30 protein-coding genes and 1 pseudogene are annotated in these 26,666 nt (G+C 65.6%); 15 read left to right on the top strand and 16 right to left on the bottom strand.

All coding sequences use genetic code 11. The annotated features are described in order from the left end of the window. Positions 1–109 precede the first annotated feature (109 nt). The 8 genes from ACSQ3M_RS20215 to ACSQ3M_RS20180 all read left to right on the top strand — a co-directional run bounded on the left by ACSQ3M_RS20215 (position 110) and on the right by ACSQ3M_RS20180 (position 5,664). On the top strand, positions 110–949 hold the full coding sequence (locus tag ACSQ3M_RS20215) for an isocitrate lyase/PEP mutase family protein (protein WP_436151863.1): 840 nt from the start codon (positions 110–112) through the stop codon (positions 947–949). After that, positions 946–1,269, top strand: coding sequence for a hypothetical protein (locus ACSQ3M_RS20210; RefSeq protein ID WP_436151862.1), 324 nt, complete (start codon positions 946–948; stop codon positions 1,267–1,269). Before ACSQ3M_RS20215 ends, ACSQ3M_RS20210 begins: the two co-directional genes overlap by 4 nt. Continuing rightward, positions 1,266–1,946, top strand: coding sequence for a GNAT family N-acetyltransferase (locus ACSQ3M_RS20205; protein ID WP_436151861.1), 681 nt, complete (start codon positions 1,266–1,268; stop codon positions 1,944–1,946). The genes ACSQ3M_RS20210 and ACSQ3M_RS20205 overlap by 4 nt, the downstream gene beginning before the upstream one ends. Before the next feature lies 1 nt (position 1,947). Then, positions 1,948–2,394, top strand: coding sequence for a GNAT family N-acetyltransferase (locus ACSQ3M_RS20200; protein WP_436151860.1), 447 nt, complete (start codon positions 1,948–1,950; stop codon positions 2,392–2,394). Between the two features lie 39 nt (positions 2,395–2,433). Beyond that, positions 2,434–3,180, top strand: a complete 747-nt coding sequence (locus ACSQ3M_RS20195) for an SDR family oxidoreductase (RefSeq protein ID WP_129159659.1) — start codon at positions 2,434–2,436, stop codon at positions 3,178–3,180. Positions 3,181–3,200: 20 nt separating this feature from the next. Continuing rightward, the gene (denD, locus tag ACSQ3M_RS20190; RefSeq protein ID WP_436151859.1) at positions 3,201–4,193 is read left to right on the top strand and encodes a D-erythronate dehydrogenase; all 993 of its coding nucleotides are present in this window, start codon (positions 3,201–3,203) and stop codon (positions 4,191–4,193) included. A gap of 26 nt (positions 4,194–4,219) precedes the next feature. Further along, on the top strand, positions 4,220–5,203 hold the full coding sequence (gene denD, locus ACSQ3M_RS20185; protein ID WP_436151858.1) for a D-erythronate dehydrogenase: 984 nt from the start codon (positions 4,220–4,222) through the stop codon (positions 5,201–5,203). A 113-nt stretch (positions 5,204–5,316) separates the two neighbouring features. Continuing rightward, complete coding sequence (locus ACSQ3M_RS20180) at positions 5,317–5,664, top strand: MliC family protein (protein WP_436151857.1); 348 nt, start codon at positions 5,317–5,319, stop codon at positions 5,662–5,664. Positions 5,665–5,719: 55 nt separating this feature from the next. Here the strand turns inward: ACSQ3M_RS20180 and ACSQ3M_RS20175 are convergent, their stop codons facing one another. From ACSQ3M_RS20175 to ACSQ3M_RS20165, 3 genes are all read right to left on the bottom strand, one after another. Then, positions 5,720–6,508 carry an AprI/Inh family metalloprotease inhibitor gene (locus ACSQ3M_RS20175; protein WP_436151856.1) on the bottom strand — a complete coding sequence of 263 codons (789 nt, stop codon included), beginning with the start codon at positions 6,506–6,508 and terminating at the stop codon, positions 5,720–5,722. A 20-nt stretch (positions 6,509–6,528) separates the two neighbouring features. Beyond that, positions 6,529–7,503: a 2-hydroxyacid dehydrogenase gene (locus ACSQ3M_RS20170; protein WP_436151855.1), complete on the bottom strand. Its 975-nt coding sequence runs from the start codon at positions 7,501–7,503 to the stop codon at positions 6,529–6,531. A 179-nt stretch (positions 7,504–7,682) separates the two neighbouring features. Then, a complete protein-coding gene (locus tag ACSQ3M_RS20165; protein WP_436151854.1) occupies positions 7,683–8,444 on the bottom strand; it encodes a FadR/GntR family transcriptional regulator in 762 nt (253 codons plus the stop codon). Between the two features lie 247 nt (positions 8,445–8,691). Between ACSQ3M_RS20165 and ACSQ3M_RS20160 the strand changes: the two genes are divergently transcribed. The 5 genes and pseudogenes from ACSQ3M_RS20160 to ACSQ3M_RS20140 all read left to right on the top strand — a co-directional run. Then, positions 8,692–9,744, top strand: a complete 1,053-nt coding sequence (locus tag ACSQ3M_RS20160; RefSeq protein WP_436093375.1) for an ABC transporter ATP-binding protein — start codon at positions 8,692–8,694, stop codon at positions 9,742–9,744. Positions 9,745–9,851: 107 nt separating this feature from the next. Beyond that, positions 9,852–11,159 (top strand): ABC transporter substrate-binding protein, encoded by a 1,308-nt coding sequence (locus ACSQ3M_RS20155; RefSeq protein ID WP_436151853.1) that lies wholly within the window; start codon positions 9,852–9,854, stop codon positions 11,157–11,159. Between the two features lie 95 nt (positions 11,160–11,254). After that, a complete protein-coding gene (locus ACSQ3M_RS20150) occupies positions 11,255–12,172 on the top strand; it encodes a carbohydrate ABC transporter permease (RefSeq protein WP_436151948.1) in 918 nt (305 codons plus the stop codon). Next, positions 12,165–13,067 carry a carbohydrate ABC transporter permease gene (locus ACSQ3M_RS20145; RefSeq protein WP_436151852.1) on the top strand — a complete coding sequence of 301 codons (903 nt, stop codon included), beginning with the start codon at positions 12,165–12,167 and terminating at the stop codon, positions 13,065–13,067. The genes ACSQ3M_RS20150 and ACSQ3M_RS20145 overlap by 8 nt, the downstream gene beginning before the upstream one ends. After that, positions 13,060–14,013 (top strand): annotated as a pseudogene (locus ACSQ3M_RS20140) (NAD(P)-dependent oxidoreductase); the annotation flags it as partial. The gene ACSQ3M_RS20145 and the pseudogene ACSQ3M_RS20140, both read left to right, overlap by 8 nt. 109 nt (positions 14,014–14,122) lie before the next feature. Here ACSQ3M_RS20140 and ACSQ3M_RS20135 read toward each other — a convergent pair. Continuing rightward, positions 14,123–15,208, bottom strand: coding sequence for a LacI family DNA-binding transcriptional regulator (locus tag ACSQ3M_RS20135; protein WP_436151851.1), 1,086 nt, complete (start codon positions 15,206–15,208; stop codon positions 14,123–14,125). A 104-nt stretch (positions 15,209–15,312) separates the two neighbouring features. Between ACSQ3M_RS20135 and ACSQ3M_RS20130 the strand changes: the two genes are divergently transcribed. Continuing rightward, positions 15,313–16,215 carry an NAD(P)-dependent oxidoreductase gene (locus ACSQ3M_RS20130; protein WP_436151850.1) on the top strand — a complete coding sequence of 301 codons (903 nt, stop codon included), beginning with the start codon at positions 15,313–15,315 and terminating at the stop codon, positions 16,213–16,215. Positions 16,216–16,350: 135 nt separating this feature from the next. Here the strand turns inward: ACSQ3M_RS20130 and ACSQ3M_RS20125 are convergent, their stop codons facing one another. From ACSQ3M_RS20125 to ACSQ3M_RS20100, 6 genes are all read right to left on the bottom strand, one after another. Continuing rightward, a complete protein-coding gene (locus ACSQ3M_RS20125; protein WP_436151849.1) occupies positions 16,351–17,268 on the bottom strand; it encodes a DMT family transporter in 918 nt (305 codons plus the stop codon). Positions 17,269–17,378: 110 nt separating this feature from the next. Then, positions 17,379–17,852, bottom strand: a complete 474-nt coding sequence (locus ACSQ3M_RS20120) for a MarR family winged helix-turn-helix transcriptional regulator (protein ID WP_436151848.1) — start codon at positions 17,850–17,852, stop codon at positions 17,379–17,381. A gap of 81 nt (positions 17,853–17,933) precedes the next feature. Next, on the bottom strand, positions 17,934–18,527 hold the full coding sequence (locus ACSQ3M_RS20115) for an NAD(P)H-dependent oxidoreductase (protein ID WP_436151847.1): 594 nt from the start codon (positions 18,525–18,527) through the stop codon (positions 17,934–17,936). 8 nt (positions 18,528–18,535) lie between these two features. Next, entirely contained in the window at positions 18,536–19,963 is a 1,428-nt protein-coding gene (locus ACSQ3M_RS20110) for an FAD-binding oxidoreductase (RefSeq protein WP_436151846.1), read from the bottom strand. Further along, the gene (locus tag ACSQ3M_RS20105) at positions 19,960–21,288 is read right to left on the bottom strand and encodes a cytosine deaminase (protein ID WP_436151845.1); all 1,329 of its coding nucleotides are present in this window, start codon (positions 21,286–21,288) and stop codon (positions 19,960–19,962) included. The genes ACSQ3M_RS20110 and ACSQ3M_RS20105 overlap by 4 nt, the downstream gene beginning before the upstream one ends. A gap of 69 nt (positions 21,289–21,357) precedes the next feature. Further along, positions 21,358–21,570: a hypothetical protein gene (locus tag ACSQ3M_RS20100; protein WP_436151844.1), complete on the bottom strand. Its 213-nt coding sequence runs from the start codon at positions 21,568–21,570 to the stop codon at positions 21,358–21,360. On the opposite strand from ACSQ3M_RS20100, the gene folD reads away from it, so the two are divergent. Continuing rightward, on the top strand, positions 21,569–22,423 hold the full coding sequence (gene folD, locus ACSQ3M_RS20095) for a bifunctional methylenetetrahydrofolate dehydrogenase/methenyltetrahydrofolate cyclohydrolase FolD (RefSeq protein ID WP_436151843.1): 855 nt from the start codon (positions 21,569–21,571) through the stop codon (positions 22,421–22,423). The genes ACSQ3M_RS20100 and folD overlap by 2 nt on opposite strands. 3 nt (positions 22,424–22,426) lie before the next feature. Here the strand turns inward: folD and ACSQ3M_RS20090 are convergent, their stop codons facing one another. The 6 genes from ACSQ3M_RS20090 to odhB form a co-directional block, all read right to left on the bottom strand. Then, a complete protein-coding gene (locus ACSQ3M_RS20090; protein WP_436151842.1) occupies positions 22,427–22,771 on the bottom strand; it encodes a HepT-like ribonuclease domain-containing protein in 345 nt (114 codons plus the stop codon). After that, positions 22,771–23,040, bottom strand: coding sequence for a nucleotidyltransferase family protein (locus tag ACSQ3M_RS20085; protein ID WP_436151841.1), 270 nt, complete (start codon positions 23,038–23,040; stop codon positions 22,771–22,773). Before ACSQ3M_RS20085 ends, ACSQ3M_RS20090 begins: the two co-directional genes overlap by 1 nt. Positions 23,041–23,117: 77 nt before the next feature. Then, a complete protein-coding gene (gene lpdA / locus ACSQ3M_RS20080; RefSeq protein ID WP_436151840.1) occupies positions 23,118–24,518 on the bottom strand; it encodes a dihydrolipoyl dehydrogenase in 1,401 nt (466 codons plus the stop codon). 21 nt (positions 24,519–24,539) lie between these two features. Further along, positions 24,540–24,968 carry a VOC family protein gene (locus tag ACSQ3M_RS20075; RefSeq protein WP_436151839.1) on the bottom strand — a complete coding sequence of 143 codons (429 nt, stop codon included), beginning with the start codon at positions 24,966–24,968 and terminating at the stop codon, positions 24,540–24,542. Positions 24,969–25,032: 64 nt separating this feature from the next. Next, positions 25,033–25,419 carry a hypothetical protein gene (locus ACSQ3M_RS20070; RefSeq protein ID WP_436151838.1) on the bottom strand — a complete coding sequence of 129 codons (387 nt, stop codon included), beginning with the start codon at positions 25,417–25,419 and terminating at the stop codon, positions 25,033–25,035. 10 nt (positions 25,420–25,429) lie between these two features. Continuing rightward, positions 25,430–26,656 carry a 2-oxoglutarate dehydrogenase complex dihydrolipoyllysine-residue succinyltransferase gene (gene odhB, locus ACSQ3M_RS20065; RefSeq protein ID WP_436151837.1) on the bottom strand — a complete coding sequence of 409 codons (1,227 nt, stop codon included), beginning with the start codon at positions 26,654–26,656 and terminating at the stop codon, positions 25,430–25,432. Positions 26,657–26,666 lie beyond the last annotated feature (10 nt).

The raw sequence follows: 26,666 nt of genomic DNA, 5'->3' as shown, positions 1-26,666 counted from the left end.
CATTCCCGCTGCGCATCGCGGGCCGCACGCCGATGCGTGCGAACGGGGCTGACAAATCGCTCGCCGACCGACAGTATGACGCCCCTGAGCTCATTTGAAACGATTTAAAATGACTTACAGCTCGCAAGTCGACGCGTTTCGCAAACTCCATGAATCCGGCTGCTTCGTCATGCCGAACCCCTGGGACGAGGGCTCGGCGCGCTGGCTACGTGGCCAGGGCTTCAAGGCGCTAGCCTCGACCAGCGCCGGCTTCGCCTTCACGCAAGCCCGAGCCGACCAGGACGTGCCGCGCGACATGATGCTGGCCCACCTCGCCGATCTGGTGAAGGCGGTCCCCGATTTGCCGATCAACGCCGATTTCGAGAACGGCTATGCCGACACCCCCGACGGCGTCGCTGCCAACGTCAAGCTCTGCATCGCGACCGGCGTCGCCGGCCTCTCGATCGAGGACGCGACCGGGCGCGCAGGCGAGACGCTCTACCCCTTCGAACTCGCCGTCGAGCGCGTCAAGGCGGCGCGCCGCGCCGTCGACGAGACTGGCTCTGGCGTGCTGCTGACCGCCCGCGCCGAATGCTTCCTCACTGGCCATCCCGAGCCGCTGAAGGAAGCAGTCCGCCGGATCGAGGCCTTTGCCGAGGCAGGGGCCGACGTGCTCTACGCCCCCGGCCCCCGGACGGTCGGCGATATCGGAGCAATCGTCGCGGCTGCCGGCGGCAAGCCGGTCAATGCGCTGGTCTATGGCGATTTCGGCCTCAGCGTGTCCGACATCGCCGCCACCGGCGCGCGCCGCATCTCGATCGGCGGAGCCTTGGCCCGTGCCGCCTGGGCCGCTTTCATCGAGGCGACCCGCCTGATCAAGGACGAAGGCAGCTTCAAGGGCTTCGCCGGCAACGGCGCCTCGGCGCCCCTCAACCCGTTCTTCCGCGACGACCTCAAGGCGCGCTCGTGAGCGGAGAACTGCTCATCGCCCCGGAATGGCTCGGCAAGAGCGGGCTCTGGCTGATCGACAAGGGCAAGCGCAAGCCGGTCGATGCCGACGATATCGGCCTGTCAGACGAGGTCGCCGACCGGCTGGAAAGCTGGATGGACGTTTTCGACGCGATCTATGACGAGGCCGATGAGGCAGCCTCCGCTTTCGGCGACGCGGCGGAGGAAACGGCCTGGCGCGAGGAAGGCGAGGCGATCGCAGCCGCCATCGCCCATGAACTCGGTTCGGGCTGGACGGTGAGGCAGGACCTGATGGGCTGGCGCAGGACGATGAAGGCATGAGCAATCCGAGCTTGAACTGGAAGGCTCCACCCTTTCCGCCGGCCAAGGTTCTGCAGGGCCACTGGTGCCGGCTCGAGCCGGTCGATCCCGCGCGCCATCTCGATGACATCTGGGCGGCGATGGCCGGTCATGACGCCCTCTGGGACTGGATGCCGGCCAATCCGCCACAGAGCCGGGAAGCCTATGGCGAGTTGCTGGCGGGCATGGCGACCAAGGCTGGCATCGTGCCTTTCGCTGTGATCGACAAGACCGATGGCAAGGCCAAGGGCCATCTCTGGCTGATGGAGATCAGGCCCGAACAGGGTGTCTTCGAAGTCGGCTACATCACCTATTCGCCCGCTTTGCAGCGGACGCGGGTCGCGACCGAGGCGATCTATCTCTGCGGCGCTTACGGCTTTTCGCTTGGCTACCGCCGCTACGAATGGAAATGCAACAATCTGAACGAACCTTCGAAGCGGGCGGCACTGCGTTTCGGCTTCCAGTATGAGGGTCTCTTCCGTCAGCACATGGTGGTCAAGGACAGGAACCGCGACACCGCCTGGTATTCGATCCTCGACGGCGAATGGCCAAAGCGGGCAGAGGCTTTCGAACGCTGGCTGGCGCCGGAGAATTTCGATGCGCAGGGCCAGCAGAAGGCCTCCCTGGCCGGCTTCATGAAGACTGAGGGGGGCGCCTGACATGCCCCTGCGTCGCGCCTCGACGGACGACATCCCGGCGATCGTCGCGCTGACGCAGGCCGCCTATCTGCCGAACGAGGGCATCATCGGCGTGCCCTCGCTGCCGCGCATCGCCGATTATCGTCAGGTGCTGGCAGAGCATGAGGTCTGGCTCGCAGAGAGCGAGGGAGCGCTCGACGGCGTCCTCGTGCTCGAGGAGGAGCCGGCGAAGTTCACGCTCTGGAGCATCGCCGTCTCGCCTGCAGCCACCGGCAAGAAGATCGGCTCGACGCTGATGAATTTCACCGAGGAACGGGCCCGGGCGCTCGGCCACGACGCCGTTCATCTCTACACGCATGCCAAGCTCGCCGACCGCATCGGCTGGTATGAACGGCTCGGCTACCAGGTCACCCATTACGAGGATCTGCCGGATCGCCGGCTGGTCCATATGCGCAAGAATCTCCGGTAACCAGCCTTCCGATAATCGGACAGTAAGGGAAGAAACGACATGGCAGGACGTTTGAAGGGCAAGGTCGCAGTGGTGACCGCAGCCGGCCAGGGCATCGGCCGGGCGATCGCCGAAGCCTTCGTCGCCGAGGGTGCGACCGTCTGGGCGACCGACAAGGACGTTGCCCTGCTCGATGGCATTCCCAAGGCGAAGAAGCGCAAGCTCGACGTGCTCTCGACCAAGGCGGTCGAGGCCTTCGCGGAGAAGGTCGGCACCATCGACATCCTGGTCAACGCCGCCGGCTACGTCCATCACGGCACGATCCTGGAATGCGACGACAAAGCCTGGGAGTTCTCCTTCGACCTCAACGTCAAGTCGATGCACCGCACGATCAAGGCCTTCGTCCCCGGCATGCTCGCCGCCGGCAAGGGCTCGATCGTCAATATCGCCTCCGGCGCCGGCTCGGTCCGCGGCATCCCGAACCGCTATGTCTACGGCGCAACCAAGGCGGCAGTGATCGGCCTGACCAAGGCGGTCGCCGCCGACTACATCAAGAAGGGCATTCGTTCGAACGCGATCTGCCCCGGCACGATCCAGTCGCCTTCGCTCGATCACCGCATCATCGAGCTCGCCAAGGTGACCAAGACGACCGAGGCGGCGGCCCGCCAGGCCTTCGTCGATCGCCAGCCGATGGGCCGGCTCGGCACCGCCGAGGAGATCGCCTGGCTCGCGGTCTATCTCGGCTCGGACGAGGCGAGCTACACCACCGGCCAGATCCATCTCGCCGATGGCGGCTTCGCGCTTTAGACCAGCGCGGGAGGAACGCCATGCATGTCCTGATCAGCGGCGCCGCCGGCATGATCGGCTCGCGGCTCGCGGCGCGCATCGCCCGCGAGGGCGCCTGTGCCGGCAAGCCGCTCACACGGCTGACGCTCACCGATGTCTTCGAGCCACCGCGCCCGGCCGGCTTCGACGGGCCGATCGAGACCCGCACCGAGGATTCGAGTTCGGCTGCGGTCGCGGCCGAGCTCGCTTCCCTGCGGCCCGACATCATCTTCCACCTCGCCGCGATCATCTCCGGCGAGGCGGAGCGCGATTTCGACAAGGGCTACCGCATCAATCTCGACGGCATGCGCAATCTGCTGGAGGCGGTCCGGCAGGAGAGCATGAAGAACGACGCTTACGTCCCGAAACTCGTCTTCTCCTCGTCGAGCGGCATCTTCGGGGCACCCTTCCCGCCGGCGATCTCCGACGAGTTCCACGTCACGCCACTGACCAGCTACGGCGCGCAGAAGGCGATCGGCGAACTCCTGCTCGCCGACTATTCGCGCCGAGGCTTCGTCGATGGCGTCGGCATCCGCTTCCCCTCGATCGTGATCCGACCGGGCAAGCCCAACGCCTCGGCCGGCGGCTTCTTCTCCGGCATCATCCGCGAGCCCCTGCAGGGGCTGGAGGCGCTGCTGCCGGTCGGCGACGACGTCATCTTCACCCATGCCTCGCCGCGCTCGGCCGTCGGCTTCCTGCTGCACGGGGCGTCGCTCAGCCGCGAACAGCTCGGCCCGCGCATCAATCTGAGCATGCCAGGCGTCTGCGTCACCGTCGGCGAGCAGATCGAGGCGTTGCGCCGCATTGCCGGCGACAAGGCGGTGAAGCTGATCCGGCGCGCACCGGATCCGGCCGCAGCCGACATCGTCAAGGGCTGGCCGACGCGCTTCGATGCCCATCGCGCTTTGTCGCTCGGCTTCAAGGCCGAGCAGGATTTCGATGAGATCATCCGCGTCCATATCGAGGACGATCTCGGCGGCCATCTACCCAACTGAACGCAGAAGATAGATCGGACAAAAGCATGCATATCCTCGTCATCGGCGGCGCCGGCATGGTCGGCCGCAAGTTCATCGAACGGCTGGCGCGCGACGGCGGCCTCGGCGGCAAGGCGGTCGACAAGGTGACCGCGCAGGACATCTTCCCGGCTTCGGCGCCGGCGAACGCGCCCTTCGCCTTCGAGTCCCTGACCTCCGATTTGTCGCAGCCGGGCGAGGCCGAGAAGCTGATCGCTGCGCGTCCAGAACTGATCGTCCATCTCGCCGCCATCGTCTCCGGCGAGGCCGAGGCCGATTTCGACAAGGGCTACCGCATCAATCTCGATGGCACGCGCTATCTCTTCGACGCGATCCGCCTCGTCGGCGACGGCTACAAGCCGCGCGTGATCTTCACCTCCTCGATCGCCGTCTTCGGCGCGCCCTTCCACGACAAGATCGAGGACGAGTTCTTCACCACGCCGCTGACCAGCTACGGCACGCAGAAGGCGATCGGCGAGCTCCTGCTCTGCGACTATAGCCGCCGCGGTTTCTTCGATGGCGTTGGCATCCGCCTGCCGACGATCTGCGTGCGCCCGGGCGCACCGAACAAGGCCGCCTCCGGCTTCTTCTCCAACATCATCCGCGAGCCGCTAGCCGGCCAGGAGGCCGTGCTGCCGGTCTCCGACCAGGTTCGTCACTGGCACGCCTCGCCGCGCTCGGCCGTCGGCTTCCTCGTCCATGCCGCGACCATGGACACCAATGCGATCGGCCCGCGCCGGGTGCTGACCATGCCGGGCTATTCCGCCACCGTCGCCGAACAGATCGAGGCATTGCGCAAGGTCGCCGGCGAGAACGTGGTGAAGCGGATCAAGCGCGTGCCTGATCCGGTGATCGACGGCATCGTTGCCGGCTGGCCGCGCAATTTCGATGCGAAGCGGGCGCCGGCGCTGGGCTTCAAGGCGGAATCGAACTTCGAAGAGATCATCCGCGCCCATATCGACGACGAGCTCGGCGGCACATTCGTCGCGTGAGCATCGCCCCTGCGACACTAATGTCGCGCGCACGATGCAATCCCGTACGAATTGTGCATGCTGCGAGGATGCCCCTGCAAAGCGGGGGCACTGTTGGCCGCTGAGGAGGCTTTATGCGCAAACTGGTTCGCATGTCTGGGCAGGTATCTGCATTCGTCGCCCTTCTGGCGGGCGGCCTTTGGGCCGCTGCGGCAGCGGCAAATCCGGCGACCGAGGAATACGATTGTTCGCCCGGCCTTCCCAAGGGCAAGCGTGTGACCATCGATTTCAATTCCGGGCACAAGTCGATCACCGTCACCTTTCCGAACGGCAGCTCATATAACCTGCCGCGGGCTCAGTCCGCTTCGGGCGAGCGCTATGTCGGCAGCAATGTCGAAATCTTCGAGAGGGGCGCGCGGCCGCTCATTCTCAATGTCGGCGGACAGCCCCCACGCGAATGTGCCCGCGTGAAGCCGCGCTGAGCCAAGCTCGAGTCCGGGCTTGCATTCTGCAGGTCCGGGCCGGCGGGCGATCGCGCTAAGGCAGTTTCTTCAGCATCAGTGTTGCGCCGACCGCCGGGTCCTTGCGCCACTGCCCGCCCTCGAAGACCAGCTCGACCTTGTGGCCCTTGCGGGCAATCAGCTCGAGCCGGCCCGCCTCATAGCGCCAGGCGACGGGCGAAAAGATCGTCAGCCCGGTATCGGGACAGAGCCCGTCGAAGTTCACCACGAAAGCACCGGCATTGGCGGAAGGGTTGGTCGAGAGCACGAGCTTGCAGATGTCGCGGCCGACCTGCCGCATCACCGCATAGCGCCCCGGCAGGCTCGCGACGGCAGGCGCATTCGCCGGATCGACCGCAGTCGGGCGGGCGGCCGCCGTTGCCGCGAGCTCAGCCCGGCCCGGCGCCGGGCGCTGCTGGGCCCGCACATAGCCGGTCGGATCGAGCCCGTACTGCGCGCCGTCGCTGCCTTTGCCGCGGCGGCCCGGATCGGCCTTCTCGCTGAAGACGATCACAGCCTTGCCATGGCCATCGAGTAGCCTCGGTGCGCCGTCGGACACATCCCAGGCGACGACCCCGGTGAGGATCGGCAAAGCACGTCGGCAGGTCGCGGGAAACCGGATCTGGCGGCCCTGCCCGGCAGGCTCGGCGCCGAAGGTCACCGAGCACTCGCGCGAGGCGCCGAGCTTCTCGATATCCCAGGTGCCGATGAAGGGCTTGAGCGCCTCGGGCGCCTGCTCGGCGCCGCGTGGCAGCGGCGCCGTCTGTGCTCCAGCCGCCGAGACGGACAATAGCGCCAGAGCGGCGACGACTGCACCTCGCCGCATCAGGCGTATTCCTGTCGTGATCAGGCTTTTGTCCATGGTGTCTCGGCAACCGGTGTCAAAGGACCCTTGCCATCGAACCATGAAACCAGGTTGTCGACCAGAAGCTGGCCCATCTGTTCGCGCGTATGCACCGATGCCGAGCCGACATGCGGCAACAGCACGATGTGATCCATCGCGATCAGCTCGGCCGGCACGCGCGGCTCGTCCTCGAACACGTCGAGGCCGGCGGAGAGGATCGTCTTTGACTTCAGCGCCTCGATCAGCGCCTGCTCGTCGATCACCGTGCCGCGCCCGACATTGACGACGATGCCGTTCGGCCCGAGCGCCTTCAGCACCTCAGCGTTGATGATGTGATAGGTCGAGTCGCCGCCCGGCGCGACCGAGACCAGCGTGTCGACATCTTCAGCCATCTCGACGAGCGAAGGATAGTAGCGATAGGCCACATCGGCCTGGCGCGAGCGGCCATGATAGGCGATCGGCACGTCGAAGGCCTCGAGCCGATGCGCAACAGCCTTGCCGATCCGCCCGAGCCCGACGATACCGATCTTGCGCTTGCGCAGCGAAGTCGTCAGCGGATAGGCGCCCGAGAGCCACTTGCCGGCGCGCAGATAGCGGTCGACCTGCGGCAATTGCCGGACAGTCGCAAGCAGGAGGCCGATGGCAAGGTCGGCGACCTCGTCGGTCAGCACGTCTGGCGTATTGGTGACGAGGATGCTGCGCTTGCCGGCGGCAGTCGCGTCGACATTGTCGTAGCCGACGCCGAAATTCGAGACGATCTCGAGCTTCGGCAGCGCGTCGAACAGCGCGTCGTCGATGCGCACATGGGCCCCGCCACCAGCGACGCCGCGCACGCGATCCTTCACGGCAGCGAGCGCCGCCGGGCGATTCTCTTCTTTCCAGAGCTCATGCACGGTGAAGCGCGCCCTCAGCTGGTCGGCGGCATAGGCCATCAACGGCCCGGTCATGACGATCTCGATCTTGTTCTGCGCGGTCATGGTCCTGCTTTCGTAGAGAGCGTGCGTGGCTTGATTTCAAACTTTTAAAACGATTAGATCAGCATAGCCTTCAGAACCGCGCCCGGGAATTCCCCTAGCGCGCAGGCAGGGGCTGCTTGCAGAGCCGGGCATGACATCCCGGCTCGGCTGTCGATTCAGCCTGATATAGTATGATTTAATCACGCGATTTTGCTCGTATTTGCCTCGGCTCGACCAGCGAGCAGACGCAGCGTGCTGTTCAGGCTGTCGATCACCAGCCCGCTCATCCGCACCGCCGCGAGCTCGCCATCGCGCTGCACGATCGCATCCAGCACACGCTCGTGATCGACCAATGACGCCGTGAAAAAGAAGCGATCGTCGGGCGCCTTCAGGAACAACGACCATTGGATCGTCGCGCACACAGCAGGCGCGAGGCATTGCAGCGGCGGATTGCGGGTCGCGGCAAAGATCGCCTCGTGAAAGGCGAGGTCCGCATTGACCGTCCGCTCGGCATAGGGCGGATTCTCGACCATGCCGCGATAGGCCGCCTCGATCCGCTGCAGATCGGCTGGGCTGCGCCGCTGCGCTGCGAGACGGGCGGCGCTCGGCTCGACGAAAAGCCTGAGTTCGAAGAGATCGCGGATGAATTTCTCGTTCGGATCGGCTTCGAAATGCCAGGCGAGGACGTCCGGGTCGAGCAGGTTCCAGACTTCACGCGGCGCCACCCGCGTGCCGCTTTTCGGCTTGGCCTCGACCAGCCCTTTGCCGCTGAGGAATTTGACCGCCTCGCGATAGGCAGTGCGCGAGACCGAAATCTCGCCCTTCAGATCATCCTCGTTCGGCAGCAGCGCGCCGGCCGGCGATGCACCGGTGATGATCGCGACCGCAAGCCGGTGCGCGACCTGGCCGAAAAGCCGGTCGGGGTTGAGCCTCGTCGGGCGCGCATGGACCTGGAGCCGCATCGAACCTACGTTTTTCCTCCGATGATCGGCAGCGTCGGAGAGGTCGCCCCGCTGGCCGCCCGGCGCTTGACACGCCTCTTTCTATCGTATGACTTTATCCGCGAACGAGGTTGACGCAACAGGCGGCCCGCCTGGATTGCGTGGCCTCGTCTCGATCGGTCGTCAGAAACCGATGATCTGCAGCGCCGCCGACGGGGATTGTGTCAGGCACCCCGGGGCAACCTAAAGAGCGGGAGAGAAACCAAAGATGGCATCCGTCCAGATTGCCGACGTGCGCAAGGCCTATGGCTCGACGCAGGTCATTCACGGCGTCGACATCGACATCGACGATGGCGAATTCGTCATCCTCGTCGGCCCGTCGGGCTGCGGAAAATCGACCTTGCTGCGCATGATTGCCGGCCTCGAGAACATTACCGGCGGCGAAATCCGCATCGGCCCGCGCGTCGTCAACGACGTGCCGCCGAAAGAGCGCGACATCGCCATGGTCTTCCAGAACTATGCGCTCTACCCGCATATGACGGTGGCCGACAACATGGCCTTCTCGATGAAGCTGCGGAAGGCGCCCAAAGCCGAGATCGACGAGCGCGTCGGCAAGGCCGCCGGCATCCTCGGCCTCGATAAGCTGCTCGACCGCTATCCGCGCCAGCTCTCCGGCGGCCAGCGCCAGCGCGTCGCCATGGGCCGCGCCATCGTCCGCGATCCGCAGGTCTTCCTCTTCGACGAGCCGCTTTCCAACCTCGACGCCAAGCTGCGCGTGCAGATGCGCACCGAGATCAAGGAGCTGCACCAGCGCCTCAAGACCACGACGGTCTACGTCACCCACGACCAGATCGAGGCCATGACCATGGCCGACAAGATCGTCGTGATGCATGACGGCATCGTCGAGCAGATGGGCGCCCCGCTCGATCTCTACGACAACCCCACGAACCTCTTCGTCGCCGCCTTCATCGGCTCGCCCTCGATGAACCTGCTGAAGGGCACGATCCGCGCCAACGGCTTCGAGACCGAAGGCGGCGTGATCTGGCCGATCGGCAAGCATCCGGCCGATTCGAATGACCGGGCCGCCGTGTTCGGCATCCGCCCCGAGCATATCCAGCTCGATCCCTCCGGCCTGCCGGCCGAGGTCGTGGTCATCGAACCGATGGGCTCCGAGACCCAGGTTATCGTGCGCTGCGGCGGCCAGAGCCTGACCTGCATCTTCCGCGAGCGCATCACCGCCAAGCCCGGCGAGAACATCCATATCCGGCCCGATACCTCGGTCACGCATCTCTTCGACGCGGCGACGGGCAAGCGCATCTGATATATTGAGGGCCGCTGCACGGAGAATACTCCGGCGGCGGCACTGTCCCGACAAATCGCGACGAGGCTCCCATGCAGGGCCTCGCGGCCACCAGGAGGAGACAAGCAATGACGATTTCCAGACGCGATGTATTGATCGGTGGCGCGGGCCTCGCAGCCGGTGCCACCTTGCCTGTGCCGTCCATCGCCCAGACGGCCAATATCGAGAAGGGCGCGACGCTGCGCGTGCTGCGTCCGACCAAGTTCGTCGACCCCGACCAGACGATCTTCAATGAGAACACGGAAGCCTTCACAAAGGCGACCGGCGTTCAGGTCCGCGTCGATTATGCCAGCTGGGAGGATCTGCGCCCGCAGACCGCCGTGACCGCCAACACCGGCGCCGGGCCCGACATCGTCGTCGGCTGGGCCGACGATCCGCACATCTTCGCCGACAAGCTTCTCGATCTGACGCAGGTCGCCGAGGATCTCGGCAAGAAATATGGCGGCTGGTACCCGGTCGCCGAGAAATACGGCAAGAAGGACAAGACCAACACCTGGATCTCGATCCCGATGGGCGGTTCCGGCGGCCCGGCGGTCTATCGCGAATCCTGGGTCAAGGAAGCGGGCTTCGACACCTTCCCGAAGGACCATGCCGGCTTCCTCGACCTCTGCCGCAAGCTCAAGGCGAAGGGCCACCCCTCCGGCTTCGCGCTCGGCAACGCGGTCGGTGACGGCAACTCCTTCTGCAACTGGCTGGTCTGGTCGCATGGCGGCTACATGGTCGACGAGAACAACAAGGTCGCGATCAACAGCAAGGAGACGATCGAGGCGCTGAAATACGCCAAGGCGCTCTACGAGACCTTCATCCCGGGCACGCTGTCCTGGCTCGACATCAGCAACAACAAGGCGCTGACCGCCGGCGAAATCGGCCTGACCCAGAACGGTGTCTCGCTCTACTTCTCGATCAAGAACTCGAAGGACGAGAAGATCTCGGCGATCGGCAAGGACCTCAATCATGCGCCGATGCCGGTCGGCGCCGGTGTCGGGCGGCCGACCGAGACGGCGCTGGTCATCAACGCCATGGTGTTCAAGCACACCAAGTTCCCGAACGCCGCCAAGGAATATCTCCGCTTCATGATGGAGAACGACCAGTACGACAAGTGGCTGACCGGCTGCTTCGGCTACTGGACCCAGCCGCTCAAGGGCTACGCGAAAAGCAAGGTCTGGGAGAGCGATCCCAAGATCCTGGTCTATCGCGACACCTGGGAGCGGGCGCTCTGGAGCGGCTACAAGGGCGCGATCACCGAGGCTGCCGGCACGGTCAACGCCGAATACGTCATGGTCCAGATGGTCGCCTCCGTCTGCGCCGGTCAGGCGACGCCTGAGGAAGCCGCCGCCGAGGCCGAGCGCCGCGCCAAGCGCTACTACCGCACCTGATCGCCGCGACCGCGCCGCCGGAGGTCCGGCGGCGCGGCTGTTTCACGGAAAGGAGCGCCATGACGATCGCCGCGGAAGCCAGGACCGTCCACCAGATGCCGCAGAACTGGCTGGTCCGGCTGCTCGACAACAAGTCTGTCCTGATCTTCCTCTGCCTCCTGCCGGCGGCGGCTCTGCTGCTGATCTTTCTGACCTATCCGCTCGGCCTGGGCATCTGGCTCGCCTTCACCGACACGAAGATCGGACGTTCCGGCCATTTCATCGGCTTGGAGAACTTCGAATCGCTCTGGCACGACCGGGTCTTCATCACCTCGGTCTGGAACACGCTGCTCTATACCGGCGTCGCGACGGTCGGGAAGTTCGCGCTCGGCCTCTGGCTGGCGCTGCTGCTCAACAACCACCTGCCCTTCAAGTCGCTGCTGCGCGCGCTGATCCTGGTGCCCTGGATCGTGCCGACGGTGCTCTCGGCCATCGCCTTCTGGTGGATCTACGACCCGCAGTTCTCGATCATCTCCTATGTGCTGGTCGACGTGCTCGGCTGGCGCACCAGCTATATCGACTTCCTCGGCGAACCCTGGGCGGCGCGCTGGTCGCTGATCGCCGCCAACACCTGGCGCGGCATCCCCTTCGTCGCGATCAGCCTGCTCGCCGGGCTGCAGACGATCTCACCGTCGCTCTACGAGGCGGCGATGCTCGACGGCGCCAATGCCTGGCAGCGCTTCCGCCACGTCACCTTCCCGATGCTGATGCCGATTCTCGCGGTGGTGCTGACCTTCTCGGTGCTGTTCACCTTCACCGACTTCCAGCTCGTCTACGCCATCACCCGCGGCGGGCCGATCAACTCGACCCACCTGATGGCGACGCTCGCCTTCCAGCGCGGCATTCCCGGCGGCCAGCTCGGCGAGGGTGCCGCGATCGCGGTGGCGATGATCCCCTTCCTCGTGCTGGCCACCCTGTTCAGCTACTACGCGCTCGCCCGCCGCAAATGGCAGCAGGGAGAAGACAATGACTGATCACACTGCCGCGGAGCGCCCGCACCTCGTCGAGAAGGAGAATACCGGCGTCATCGACTGGTCGTCGGGCCCGCGCCGCTTCATCACGGTCTACCTGCCGCTGTCGATCTTCGTGATCGTGCTGCTCTTCCCATTCTATTGGATGGCGATCACCGCCATCAAACCAAACGCCGAGCTCTACGATTACAAGACCTACAACCCGTTCTGGGTGCAATCGCCGACGCTGGACAACATCAAGCGGCTGCTGTTCCAGACCGATTATCCGCAATGGCTGCTGACGACGATGACGGTCGCGACCGTCGCGACCGTGCTCTCGCTCTTCTCCAGCGTGCTCGCCGCCTATGCGATCCAGCGCCTCAAGTTCAAGGGCTCGCAATATGTCGGCCTGGCGATTTACCTCGCCTATCTGGTGCCGCCCTCGATCCTGTTCATCCCGATGGCGACACTGATCTTCCAGCTCGGTCTGTTCGACTCGCAATGGGCGTTGATTCTCACCTATCCAACCTTCCTGATCCCGTTCTGCACCTGGCTCCTGATCGGCTACTTCAAGTCGATCCCCTACGAGCTCGAGGAATGCGCCATGATCGATGGCGCGACCCGCCTGCAGATCCTCTGGCAGATCACCTTGCCGCTCGCCCTGCCGGGGCTGATCTCGGCCGGCATCTTTGCCTTCACCCTGTCCTGGAACGAGTTCATCTACGCGCTCGCCTTCATCCAGTCGGCCGAGAAGAAGACGGTCCCGGTCGCGGTGCTGACCCAGTTGGTCGAGGGCGACGTCTACCACTGGGGCTCGCTGATGGCCGGCGCACTGCTCGGCTCCATCCCCGTCGCCCTGCTCTATTCCTTCTTCGTCGACTACTACGTCGCCTCGCTCACCGGCGCGGTGAAGGAGTGATGTCGTAAGACGGGCGGTCTCCTGGCCGCCCTCCCCGAACCAAGGCCAGATATCCGTGACTTCCATTGCCTTCGTCGGGCTCGGCGCCATGGGCGCGCCGATGGCCGAGAATCTCGTCAAGCGCCAGTTCCGCGTCACCGGTTTCGATATGCGGGAGAGTGCCCGGGCAGCGCTCGTGGCTGCCGGTGGTCATGCTGCCGACAGCGCTGCTGCTGCAGCCCAGGGCGCAGACACACTCGTGCTCATGGTGGTCAACGCCGCTCAGGCCCGCTCCGTCCTGTTCGATGCTGGTGCGCTGACGGCGCTCGCCCCTGGCGCCAGTGTCATCCTGATGGCGACCTGTCCGCCGGGCGAGGTCGAAGCCATTGCCGAGGCGGTGACGAAGACCGGCCGTGATTTCGTCGATGCGCCGGTCTCCGGCGGTGTGAAAGGCGCGCAGGGCGGCACGCTGACCATCATGGTCGGCGCTCCGGCTGGGAGCTTCGCCAGGGTCCAGCCCGTGCTCGACGCGATGGGCGACAAGGTCTTCCATGTCGGCGAGAAGCCGGGCCAGGGCGCGACGGTGAAGACCGTCAACCAATTGCTCTGCGGCGTCCATATCGCCGTGGCGGCCGAGGCGCTCTCGCTGGCGCAGAAGGCCGGCATTGATGGCCGGGTGCTGTTCGAAATCATGGGCGGCTCGGCCGCCTCTTCCTGGATGCTCAGGGATCGCGGCCCACGCATGCTCGAAGACGAGCCGCCGGTAGCCAGCGCCGTCGATATCTTCGTCAAGGACCTCGGCATCGTCCTCGATGCCGGGCGCGCCGCCAAAGCGGCGTTGCCGCTCGCCGCGGCCGCGCACCAGATGTTCCTCGCCGCCTCGGGTCTCGGCCATGGCGGGCGCGACGACTCGCATGTGGTGCGCGCCTATCGGGCGTTGAACCGCAAGCCAGACGGCGATGCCTGAACGAGAGCATTTTCGAGCGAAGTGGGTACCGGTTCGCGTGAAGAAAATGCTTCAAAACAAAAACTTAGAGTATTTCCGCGGTTCGGAGAAACGCGGAAATACTCTAGCCTCAGCGCGACGTCTTCGGCGGCGCCGTCGTCCCGCGCACAACGAGTTCCGGCGTCAGCACGACGCGCTGCGGCGGCGCCGACGGATCGGCGATCCGGCGCAGCAGCAGCTCCGCCGATGTCCGCCCCATATCATCCTGGAAATTCTTCAGCGTCGTCAGCGCCGGATACCATTGCGACGCTTCCTGGACGTCATCGCAGCCAATGACCGAGAAGTCCGCGCCGGCCTCCAGGCCGCGATGACGCAAGCCGAGCATCGCGCCGAAGGCGGTGAGGTCGTTGAAGCAGACAGCGGCAGTCGGCGGATCAGCGGCGTCGAGCACCTTCTGGACGCCCTTCAGGCCATTCTCGCGCGTGCCATAGGCCGAATAGACGATCGTCGGATCGAGCGGCAGGCCGTGCCTGGCCAGCGTCTCGCAATAGCCGCGATAACGATTGCGGCCGGTCGAGATCAGCGGGCTCTCGCCGAGGAAGGCGATGCGGCGATGACCAAGCCCGAGCAGATGCTCGACGGCGAGCACAGTGCCGTGGCGGTCATCCGAGCCGACGAAATCGAGACCGATGCCGGGGATCTCTCGCGAAAGCTGCACCAGCGGCACTTGCGCCGCCATCAGGTGCTGCAGCGTCTCCGCCGTGGTGCCGCCAGCCGGGCAGATGATCATGCCGTCAGGCCGGTATTCCTTGAGGGTGTTGAGGACGCGGTCCTGCCGCTGCAGGTTCTCCGCATAGGTCCCGAGCAGGATCGAGCGGCCATGCGTCGTCGCCGTCTCCTCGATCGCGGCGAGCAGCTCGGCGAAGTAAGGATTGGTGATGTCGTGGAAGCCGACGCCGAGGATGTTGGTCCGGTCGGTCCGCAGCGAGGCCGCGCTGCGGTTGTAGCTGTAACCCATCTCTCGCGCGATCTGCTGTACGCGCAGGCGGGTGCTATCGGCAACGAGCGGGCTCTCGCGCAACGCGAGCGAGACGGTCGCGGTCGAAACCTCCAGCCGATCGGCGATGATCTGCAAGGTAACGCGGCCACGGCCACCGGGTTTGACACCCGCCCTCCCGGCCCCCGAGGGGTCGCGCGAGTGTCCGTCGTTCGCCATCACTCGCTTCTCCTGAAGCCTGGAAGCCGCTGCATTCAACCAGTTCTTGGCCAAATCGTTCCGCATTCCCTTGTTCCATCTCATAGATTTCGGAGAAACTGAAGATGAGCACGACTAAAGAATCGATCGGCTTCATCGGCGTTGGTTACATGGGTCAGGGCATGGCGAGCTGTATTCTCGCCAAGGGCTTCCCTCTCACAGTCATGGGCCATCGCAACCGCAAGCCCGTGGAAGAGCTCAAGGCCGCCGGCGCAACGGAAGCCGCGACCCCGCGGGAACTCGCCGGGAAGGCGAGCATCATCTTCCTCTGCGTTACCGGCTCGCCGCAGGTCGAACAGGTCATCAGCGGCCCCGATGGCATCGCCGCCGGCGCAAAGCCCGGCACGATCATCGTCGACTGCTCGACCTCCGACCCTGTCTCGACGATCGCTTTGGCGGAACGGCTCGCTGCCATGGGTCTGCATCTCTGCGACGCTCCGCTGGGCGGAACACCCGCCCAGGCGAAACTCGGTCAACTCTCGACGATGATTGGGGCCGACAGTGCGGTTTTCGAGCGCATCCGCCCGGTCTGCGAAGCCTGGGCCCAGAAGATCGTGCATCTCGGCCCCGTCGGGGACGGCCACAAGATGAAGCTGCTCAACAATTTCCTCTCCCTCGGCTATGGCGCGATCTACGCCGAGGCGCTGACCCTGGCGCAGAAGGTCGGCATCACCCCGCAGACCTTCAACAGCGTCATCTCCGGCGGGCGCATGGAGTGCGGTTTCTACCAGACCTTCATGAAGTACGTGCTCGAACGCGATCCGGATGCACACAAGTTCACGCTTTCCAACGCGCTGAAGGACGTGCGCTACCTGGAGAGCCTCGCCAACGCCGCCGGCGTCCCGAACCCGGTCGGCGGAGCGGTCAAGAACGTCTATGCGGCGGCCGTCGCGAGCGGCATGGGCGAGGACTATGTGCCGATGCTCTCCGACTTCGTCGCCGGGCAGAGCAAAGTTTCGCTCGGCTGAGCCTGGCGCTTGTGTCGTAACGGGGCACGTCCGGGCCACAACTGTGCCGAACGGGACCGCCGGTAGCCAGTTGCGGTGCAAAACCGTCATTATGGCCTCCATTCACGGATGGAGGCTTCAAGGACCGTGCCGGCCTCAATCGAGCCGAGCCGAGCCTTCGGGCACGGCCCGGACGCGCTCGCGATAGAGCAGATAGAGCCCGGAGGCGATGACGACCGCGGCACCGATGAAGGTGAAGCGGTCGGGGATCTGGCCGAAGACGAACCAGCCGAGCAGGATCATCCAGACGATCTGCGAATAGATGAACGGCGCCAGGATCGTCGCCGGCGCCCGCTGATGCGCCAGGATCAGCAGCCAATGGCCGAGCGCCCCGAAGAAGCCGGTTCCGCCCATCAGCAGCCAGCTCTGCCAGTTCTGAGGCCAGGACCAGAACAGCGGCAGCAACGGCAGCATCAGCACGACGCCGCCGATGCCGGAATAGAACATCGTCGTCTGCGGGGAATCGCTCGAGGCCAGCATCCGGGTCGACAGGCTGTAGAAGGCGTAGCAGAAGCAGCCGCAGACACTGAGCAGCGCCGCAGGGTGCAGGCCTCCCACCCCGGGCCTTGTCACCACCAGCACCCCGAGGAAGCCGACGCCGATCGCGATCAGCCGGCGCGGTCCGGCCCATTCGCCGAGCAAGGGCCCGGCGAGCAGCGCGACCAGCAGGGGCCCCGCGAACATGATCGAGACGGTCTCGGCGAGTTGCAGATATTGCAGCGCGACAAAGTTGAGCGCCGTCGAGCCGAGCAACAACAGCGAGCGGAAGCCCTGCAGCCAGGGTCGCTTGGTCCGGGTGATGCCGGGGTGGCTCCAGGGATTGAGCAGGAGCGAGACCAGGGCGACGCTGACCAGATAGCGCGCCAGCACGACCTGCATCGGATGCATCGTCCCGCCGAGCCATTTCGCGCAGGCGTCGAGCAGCGAGAAGCAGACGATCGCCCCACTCATCAACGCGATGGCGATCAGGCGTGTCCGGCGCGTATCCGGAAGCGGAGCGGGAGCGGCCGACAAGCGCGGAGTCCGTCATGCTCTGGAGGAATGACGGACTACCAATGAACCGATTTAAAGCACGAAGCCAGCCCTAGGACGCATGCGGATCATGCCGCTGGAGCCGAGGCTGATCAGGCTGCGTCCTCAGCCTCGTCCTCGCCGTCGTCGGCATCGGCGCCGGCCTTCGACAGGCCCTTCGCCGCCTTACGCAGCAGCTTGCGCAGCTGCTTGCGCTCCTTGGCGTCGAGCTTCTCGAGCAGCTCTTCCTCGACCTGGTTCCAGACCGCATCGAGCGCGACCGCGGTCTTTTGCCCATTCTCGGTCAACGCCACCTGCACCAGCCTGCCGTCGCGGCCACCGCCCTCGCGGGTGACGAGGCCCTGCAGCGAAAGCCGGCCGATCGTCTTCGAGACGGTCGGCGGCTTGACCCGCAGCAGGCTCGCCAATTCGCCCATCGTCATCGGCGCTGTCTGCAGCGATTTCAGCGCCTGCTCCTGGCCTGGAAAGAGCCCGAGCGCGTTGAGGCGCTCGCCCATCCGCGCTCTGTGCAGGCGCGCCGTCACCAGGAGGGCACGGCCGACGCTTTTTTCGAGGGACTTGGTCATGAGCCGGCCCTTGGAAAAGGTTGCGGATACTTTTCGCCGGCTGTGCAATCGCGCGCCTTCATGACAGGCTGATGACAACTGTCAGACAGGCTCTTGAATCCGTGCGATTTCCCGCTCGACCTTGGCCAGAAACGCCGCGCGGCTCTCAGGCGTCGAGCGGTTCATATCGTAATGCGCCAGATAGGAAACCCGCGCTGCCGGATGGCAAACCGCCCGCAATCCCCGCTTGATCTGCCGTCGCGGCGGATCGCCCATCAGCATCGTGCGCCAGCGCGAACCGCCATAGCTCGTCACGGTCATCAGCCGGCGAATATTCCAGAGATTGGGTCGGATCGAGCCGTCGACCAGCTTGAACGAAACACCCGGCAGGAAGACGCGGTCGAAATAGCCCTTCATGATCGCCGGATAGCCGTAGTTCCAGACCGGGAAGCACAGGAACAACGCTTCCGCCGCCTGCAAGCGCTCAACATAGCCGGCTACGGAGCTTTGGTTGCTGGCGAGATCATGGTAGCCGACGCGCTCCTCGCGGCTCAGGACCGGATCGAAGCCTTCGGCGTAGAGATCGCAATCATCGACCTCGTGCCCGGCGCGGCGCAGCGCAGAGACGAGCGTCTCGTGCACGGCCGCCCCGAAGCTCGTGGGGTCGGGGTGCGCGTAGAGGACGAGCGCGCGCATCGACGGTCTCAGGCGCCGACGCCGGCTTCGCCGAGGGCGCGGAACAGGAAGGTCTTGCCCGAGCGGTAATCGTAAGCCGGGTCTTCCCAGGCGATCATCTTGCCGGGGTTGAGCAGCCCCTGCGGATCGGCCTCGCGCTTGAAGGCGAGCTGGACCTCGTCGGTCTGCTTCATCCCGCCCTCCTCCAGCGTGTAGCGATGCGGGTTGAAGATCGGCGCGCCCATCTCCTCATGGATCGCCATGATCTCCTCCAGCCGCTCCTCGCTGGTGAAGCGCACCAGCGGCAGGCCGAAACAGGTGATCTTGCCGTCGAAGCGGACGAACTCGAGATGGCAGGTGACCTCGTCGCCGAAGCGGGCATGGATCTTGTCGACGAGATCGACCTGGTTCGGGAAGGGATAGAGCACCTGCAGATAGGTGATCGCCGGATCGACGCGGAGTGCCCGCAAGGTGGTGTGGTTCCAGCCGAGCTCGAAGGTCGGCGGCAACCCCTTCGCCTCCTCCGCCGTCAGCCTGTCGGAACGCATCAGCAGCTGCGAGCCGCCAAAGCGGCGGGCGAAAGCCAGCATCGATTCCACCGCGAAATCAGCGACCATGATCAGGACGCAATGGCTCTCGCGCGGCAGGAACTTCCTGTGGCGCAGGAAATAGTCGTGCGGCGCAGGCGCGGCGACCACGGCGAGGTTCTTCAGCGCCAGCCCGTCCTGCTCACCGAGCGCGTTGGCGAACTCGGTCGCGGCTCGTAGCTCATCGAAGCCGAGGATGACGTCGACCCAGGCATAGGCGGGGCCAAGCGGCATCTCGACCTCGGTGATGATGCCGTTGGTGCCATAGGCATGGGCGACCTTGTGCAGGTCCTCGCCCTGGAGCTCGAGGATGCGCGGCGTACCTTCCATGGTGGCGACGCGCAGAGAGATGATGTTGCCCCAGTCGCGCAGGCCGCCCCATTTGATCGAGCCGACGCCGCCGGAGCCGCCGGCGATGAAGCCGCCGACCGACGCGGTGTGATAGGTCGAGGGGTGCAGCCTGATCTCCTGGCGCGAATGGGCGCGTGTCTCCTGGTCGATCTTGGCCAGCACGGCGCCGGGCTCCGCGACATAGCGCCCAGCCTCGATGCTCTTCACCTTGTTGAAGCCGGAGAGGTCGAGCACGATCCCGCCCGAGAGTGGCATCGCCTGGCCGTAATTGCCGGTGCCGGTGCCGCGCGGCGTCACCGGTATGCCGAGCGCATGCGCCGCCGCGAGCGTCTCCAGCACCTGCGCCTCGCTTACTGGCGATACGATGATGTCGGCGACGACATGATCGAGCTGGCGCTTCAGCTTCGGCGAGTACCAGAAGAAATCGCGGCTCTTCTGCTTGACCAGCGCCGGATTGTCCTCGGTGCGGATGCCATTCAGGCGGCGCTTCAGCGCGTCGATATCGTAGCGTGCGGTCATGCGGAGCGGCTCATGAGATGATCGAGTTCGCGATAATCGGGCAAGCTGCGGTCGATGGCGCGGCCTGCGACCAATACGGTCCGGTCGGCCTGCGGCCGGGCGAAGAACTCGGTCCAGTCCCGGGCCCGCGTCAGGATCAGGTCGGCGGGGCCGCCTGGTGAAAGCCGGCCGGTTCCCGGAAGGCCCATGACCTTGGCCGGCGTCACGGCGATCGCCTTCGTCCAGTCGCGGTCGGAATGGTCGAGCTGGAGGATGCGGGTGCCCTCACGCAGCGTCTCGACGAGGTCGAGGTCGCCATAGGCGTAGAACGGGTCGCGGGTGTTGTCGGAGGCGATCACCACCGGCACGCCCGCCGCCTTGAGCTCGTGCAGCGCGGTGACGCCGCGCCACCGCGGCGTGCGCCCGCGCTGGCGATCCTGCAGATACATGTTGCACATCGGCAGCGAGACCACAGCGATCCCGGCCTCCCTGACCTTGGCAATGATGCGCGCCTCATCCTGCGGCGTCTGCAGCGAGAGCGAGCAGCAATGCCCCGTCAGGATCTTGCCCGGGAAGCGATGGCGCAGCGCCGCATCGGCGATGTGCTCGAGCGAGCGCGCCGCCGGGTCGTTGGTCTCATCGACATGGAAGTCGAGATCGAAGCCATGCTCGATCGCGGTCCGGAACAGCGTGTCGAGCGCGGCGTCGAGCTCGGGCACCATATAGGTGACGGCGCCGAGCAGCCGGTCGCCATGCGCCGTCACGGCGCGGGTTATCGCCTGCATATGCGCCGGATCGGCGACGGCATCGACACCGAACAGCGGCGACGCCTGCAGCGCGATCCGCCCGGCCCACTCGGCTTTGAGCTCGGCATAGACGGGCCAGGAGATACCGATCTGCTTGTCGAGCGAGTCGAGATGGGTGCGGATCGCCGCCGTGCCATGGGCATAGGCGCAGCGCAGGCCGAACTCCATGCGCATCCGCACGTCTTCGGCTGACCAGCTCGCCTCGCGATCAGCCGCGACCGCGCTCAACGCGCCCATGAAGCTGCCATCCGGATTGGGCCGGCGCGGCCAGATATGGCCCTTGTCGAGATGGGTGTGGACATCGACCAACCGGGGCAGAACGATGCCGCCATCGAGGTCGAGTGCCGGTACAGCATCGAGCGCGGGCGTGCCCGCCGGCAGGATCGAGGCGATGGCGCCGTCCTCGACCCTGATGTCCAACAAGGCGAGACCGTCGCGGTCGCTCGCCAGGCTGCCGGCTTCGACCAAGCAGGCAGGCGCCCTGGCATTGCGCAGCACATAGCTGCCGGAATCCGGGGTCGCCGCAAAGCCGGTGGTCACGTCGCTGTCTCCGGCTTGCCTGCTGCCATCTGAATCACGCGCCGACCATGCTGGCTCGACGCGTTGCGATCAAGCCGCGCCGACGACATCCCCACCCGCGAGACATTCAAGGCAAAGCTGCACTTGTCCGTTCTGTCGCGATGCAGCAAGAGAACGGCGCAGAGCATCAAACTGAAAACTGGAATCCACTTTTCGATCCGATGCCTCAACAAGGAGCTCGATCGCCGTTTTGCGTCCACCAGGACGATTGGCGATCAAGCAGCGCAGGACGGAGCTGGTCATGACGGCACGCATCATAGACGGCAAGGCGGCGGCGGCTGAACTGCGGGCCGAGATCGGCCGCGAGATCGCAGCGCTCAAGGCTACCGGCAAGCCCACCCCCGGTCTGCACGTCGTCCTCGTCGGCGATGATCCGGCGAGCCGGGTCTACGTCGCCTCCAAGGAAAAGCTCGCGACCGAAATCGGCATGAACTCGGTCGCCCACCGCCTGCCGGCCGAGACGACCGAAGCAGCGCTGCTCGCGAAGATCGCCGAGCTGAACGCCGATGACAGCGTCGACGGCATCCTGGTCCAGCTGCCGTTGCCGAAGCATATCGACACCGGCCGGATCATCGGCGCCATCGACCCGGCCAAGGATGTCGACGGGCTGCACCCGATCAATGCCGGCCTGCTCGCCGGCGGCAAGAACGGCCTCGTGCCCTGCACGCCGCTCGGCTGCATGTTGCTGCTGAAGCAGACGCTGCCGTCGCTCTCGGGGCTGGAAGCCGTCGTCGTCGGCCGTTCGGAACTCGTCGGGCGCCCGGTCGCGCAGTTGCTGCTGCAGGCCGACTGCACGGTGACGATCGCCCATTCACGCACGCGCGACCTCGCGGCGGTCGTGAAGCGCGCCGACATTGTCGTCGCGGCCGTCGGCCGCCCGCGGATGATCAAAGGCGACTGGATCAAGCCCGGCGCCACGGTGATCGATGTCGGCATCAACCGCATGCTCGACGGCAAGCTCGCCGGCGATGTCGACTATGCCGAAGCGGCCGAAATTGCCGGCGCGATCACGCCGGTGCCCGGCGGCGTCGGCCCGATGACCATCGCCTGCCTGCTGCGCAACACGCTGACGGCCTATCGCGCACGGCGGGGCTGACGATCAAGCGCGCCAGCGTGCGAGGAGGTCTTCGACCGCAGCGCGAAGCGGCGGAAGGTCGTCGGTAATCACGGCCCAGACGATATCGGGGTCGACGCGCCAGTACTCGTGCCGGATCAGATTGCCGATCGCACGGATATCAGCCCATGCGATCTCCGGCCGCAGCGCGAGTAGATCGTCGGGAAGGTGGCGCGCCGCCTCGGAGATGATCTCCAGCGATCGCTCGACCCCGCGCTGCACGAATAGGGCTTTGCTGAAGCTTGCGCGGTCATGACCTGCAGCAGCCTCTTCGATCAACGCGATCGCGTCGAGAATGTCTTCGAGGACGACATCGACACGTCGCACCATCAGAAGACCCTGATGGCTTCGCCTTCAATCTGCTCCCGCAGCTTGGGATGCAGCCCCTTGCGTGTTGTCAGGTCGATCTCGACACCGAGCTGCTCGGCGAGATAGCTGCGCATTCCTGCTAGATCGACCAACGAGAACTTGCGGCCGGGAGCGACGTCAATGAAGACATCGATGTCGCTACTGTTCGTCGCTTCGTTCCGCGCCGTCGAGCCAAAGAGGTAGGCCGCCTGCGCACCACGGGCGCGCAGGGCATCGGCGCGCAGCGCCAATTCGAAAGCTGCCTCGTCTCGCGTCATCGGCGGAAGCCTATCACGGCGCCGCCAATCCACGAAACGAGCAGCCCCGATCACATATGGATCTGGCGCTTGTCGACGGCGAGCGCCGCTTCCTTGACCGCTTCGGCCAGCGTCGGGTGAGCATGGCAGGTGCGGGCGAGGTCTTCCGCGGAGCCACCGAACTCCATCAGCACGGTCACCTCGGCGATCAGGTCGCCGGCATGCGGGCCGATGATATGGCAGCCTAGCACCCGGTCGGTCGCGGCATCGGCGAGGAATTTGACGAAGCCGTCAGTGTGCTTGATCGCGCGCGCCCGACCATTGGCCGTAAACGGGAACTTGCCGACCTTGTACGCGACGCCCGCCGCCTTCAGCTCCTCCTCGGTCTTGCCGATCGCGGCGACCTCGGGGGCGGTGTAGACGATGCCGGGAATGGCGTCGTAGTTCACATGGCCATGCTTGCCGGCGAGTATCTCGGCGACGGCGACGCCTTCATCCTCGGCTTTGTGCGCCAGCATCGGCCCGCGCACCACGTCGCCGATCGCGTAGATGCCCGGCACATTGGTCTGGAAATGGTCGTCGATGACGACGCGGCCACGCTCGGTCGCGACGCCGGCCTTGTCGAGGCCGAGGCCGTCCGTGTTCGGGCGCCGGCCGATCGCGACCAGCACGATGTCGGCGTTGAGCGTCTTGGCCTCGCCGCCGGCGGCCGGCTCGACGGTGACGGTGGCGCCGCCCTTCTTGGCCGTCTCGACCTTGGTGACCTTCGAGCCGAGATGGAAGGTGAAGCCCTGCTTCTGCAGCATCCGCTGGAACTGCTTGGCGATCTCGTCATCCATGCCGGGTAGGATGCGGTCGAGGAATTCGACCACCGTGACCTTGGCGCCGAGCCGGGCCCAGACCGAGCCGATCTCAAGCCCGATTACGCCGGCGCCGACCACCAGCAGCTCCTTCGGCACGGAGGAAAGCTCAAGCCCGCCGGTCGAGGTCACCACGGTCTTCTCGTCGGTGGTGACACCCGGCAGCGCCGTCGATTCCGAACCGGTGGCGATGACGATATTCTTGGTCGTGAGCTCCTGCGTCTTGCCGTCCTCGGCGGTGACGACGACCTTGCCGGCGGCCGGGATCGAGGCCGTGCCGTGGAACGCCTCGATCTTGTTCTTCTTCAGCAAGAAGGCGACGCCGTTGACGTTGGCGTCGATGGTCTCCTGCTTGTGGACCATCATCTGCTTCAGATCGAGCTTGGGCTTAGCCGTGATGATGCCGAGGCCGGGGAAGGTGTGGGAGACCTCGTCGAACATCTCGGACGCGTGCAGCAGCGCCTTTGAGGGTATGCAGCCGACGTTCAGGCAGGTGCCGCCATGGGTCTTGCGCTTCTCGACCACCGCAACCTTGAGGCCGAGCTGGGCGGCGCGGATGGCGCAGACATAGCCGCCGGGGCCGGTTCCGATGACGACGAGATCGTAGGACATGGTCTCTCTTTCGGTCAGATTTTACGATTGCTGCGCCAGCGGCGCGTTGAAGGCCCAGACATGGCCGAAGGGATCGCGCAGCCGTGCATAGCGCGCGCCCCAGAACACGTCGCTCGGCGGCATGACGACACTGGCGCCGGCAGCCTGCGCCCTGGCGACAGCGGCATCGACGTCGGCCGGTGCCGGCAGGTTGATGCTGATCGCGATGCTGGCGCCGCCATGCGAGCTCGGCGCCATCACATCGCCGCCGAACTCCGGGAACTCGTCATGCAGCATGACCTCGCCGCCGAAGAGCGCAAGGTTGGCGTGCATCACGCGCTTGCCGTCATCGGCCATGGCTTTGAAGCTGCACTGCGCGCCAAAAGCCTTCTCGTAGAAGGCGATCGCCTCTTCGCCGCCTTTGACGCAGATATGCGCCTGGATCGGTGGCGGATTGGGTCCGAAAGCCATGCTCCGTCTCCTAGGCAGATCGAACGATCACGGCGGACTGCGTGGGCAACTTCGTCACCTCATCTTACCGATGCGATGGCACAAACCGTGCGACGATCGCCGGCACGAGGGCCAGGAGCCCGATGATATCGGCGATCACGACCTTTCTGATGGCGGGGCCATAGCCGCCGACGAGGAGCGCGATCACGATGAAGCTCGCCATGCTCGCGCCAGCGACGAGCACGGCCACATCGCGCAGCCCGGGGCGGAGGGTGGCCGCCAGCAGCAGCACGCCCACAATCCCGAACAGCAGAGCGCGGTGCCGCAGCAGGATTTCGAGATCGGGATTGGCGATCTCGAAACCGTAGAGGGAGCGCAACCAGCCGGCCCCGGCCACGCCAATTGTCGGCAACAGGTTGACGATGCCGGCGATGGCGAGACCAACAGAGACGAGCTTTGCCGGGATCGCCATCAGGCAGGTCTCAGAGGTCGAGCACGAGGCGCGCCGGATCCTCCAGGCCTTCCTTGACGCGGACGAGGAAGGTAACGGCCTCCTTGCCGTCGATGATGCGGTGATCGTAGCTGACCGCCAGATACATCATCGGCCGGATCACGATCTGGCCACCGACGACCATCGGCCGCTCCTGGATCTTGTGCATGCCCAGGATCGCCGATTGCGGCGCGTTCAGGATCGGCGTCGACATCAACGAGCCGTAGACGCCGCCATTCGAGATGGTGAAGGTGCCGCCCTGCATCTCCTCGATCTTGAGGGCGCCGTCACGGGCCTTCTTGCCGAACTCGCCGATCTTCTTCTCGACGCCGGCAATGGAAAGCTCGTCGGCATCGCGCACCACCGGCACGACCAGGCCCTTGTCAGTGCCGACCGCAACGCCGATGTGGTAGTAGTTCTTGTAGACGATGTCGGTGCCGTCGATCTCGGCATTGACCGCCGGGAGCTCCTTCAGCGCCTGCACGCAGGCCTTCACGAAGAAGCCCATGAAGCCGAGCTTCACGCCGTGCTTCTTCTCGAACACGTCCTTGTACTGGTTGCGCAGCGCCATGACGTTGGTCATGTCCACCTCGTTGAAGGTGGTCAGCATGGCGGCGTTGGTCTGGGCTTCCTTGAGGCGGCGCGCGATGGTCTGGCGCAGCTTGGTCATCTTGACCCGCTCTTCGCGCGAGGCGTCATCCGGAGCCGACGGCGCCCGGACCTGAACCGGGGCGGCAGGCGCCGCAGAGACAACAGCAGGGCCGGTCGCGATCGCGGCCAGCATGTCGCCCTTGGTGACGCGGCCATCCTTGCCCGAGGCTGCAACCTTGGACGGGTCGACGCCGCTCTCGGCGGCGAGGCGCGAAACGGCCGGGCCGGAATCGGCCGCCTTGGTCGCCGGGGCGGTAGCGGCCGGAGCAGCGGCAGCCGGCTTCGGTGCTTCGGCAGCAGGCTTGGCCGAAGCGACCGCCGCCTTGCCGTCGCCGGCCGAGATCGTGCCGAGGAGCGCGCTGACGCCGACCGTCTCGCCTTCCTTGGCGACGATCTCGCCGAGCACGCCGGCCGCCGGCGCGTTGACCTCGAGCGTCACCTTGTCGGTCTCGAGCTCGACCAAAGGCTCATCCGCCTTCACCGCGTCGCCCGGCTTCTTGAACCACTTGCCGATGGTGGCCTCGGAGACGGATTCGCCGAGGGTCGGAACGCGGATTTCGGTCGCCATGTCAGGCCTC

It is taken from the genome of Allobosea sp. LjRoot90, from assembly GCF_964254315.1.
Taxonomy (GTDB): Bacteria; Pseudomonadota; Alphaproteobacteria; order Rhizobiales; family Beijerinckiaceae; genus Allobosea.
The sequence above is the reverse complement of the archived record's forward strand: the minus strand, read 5'-3'. Positions and strand labels throughout refer to the sequence as shown.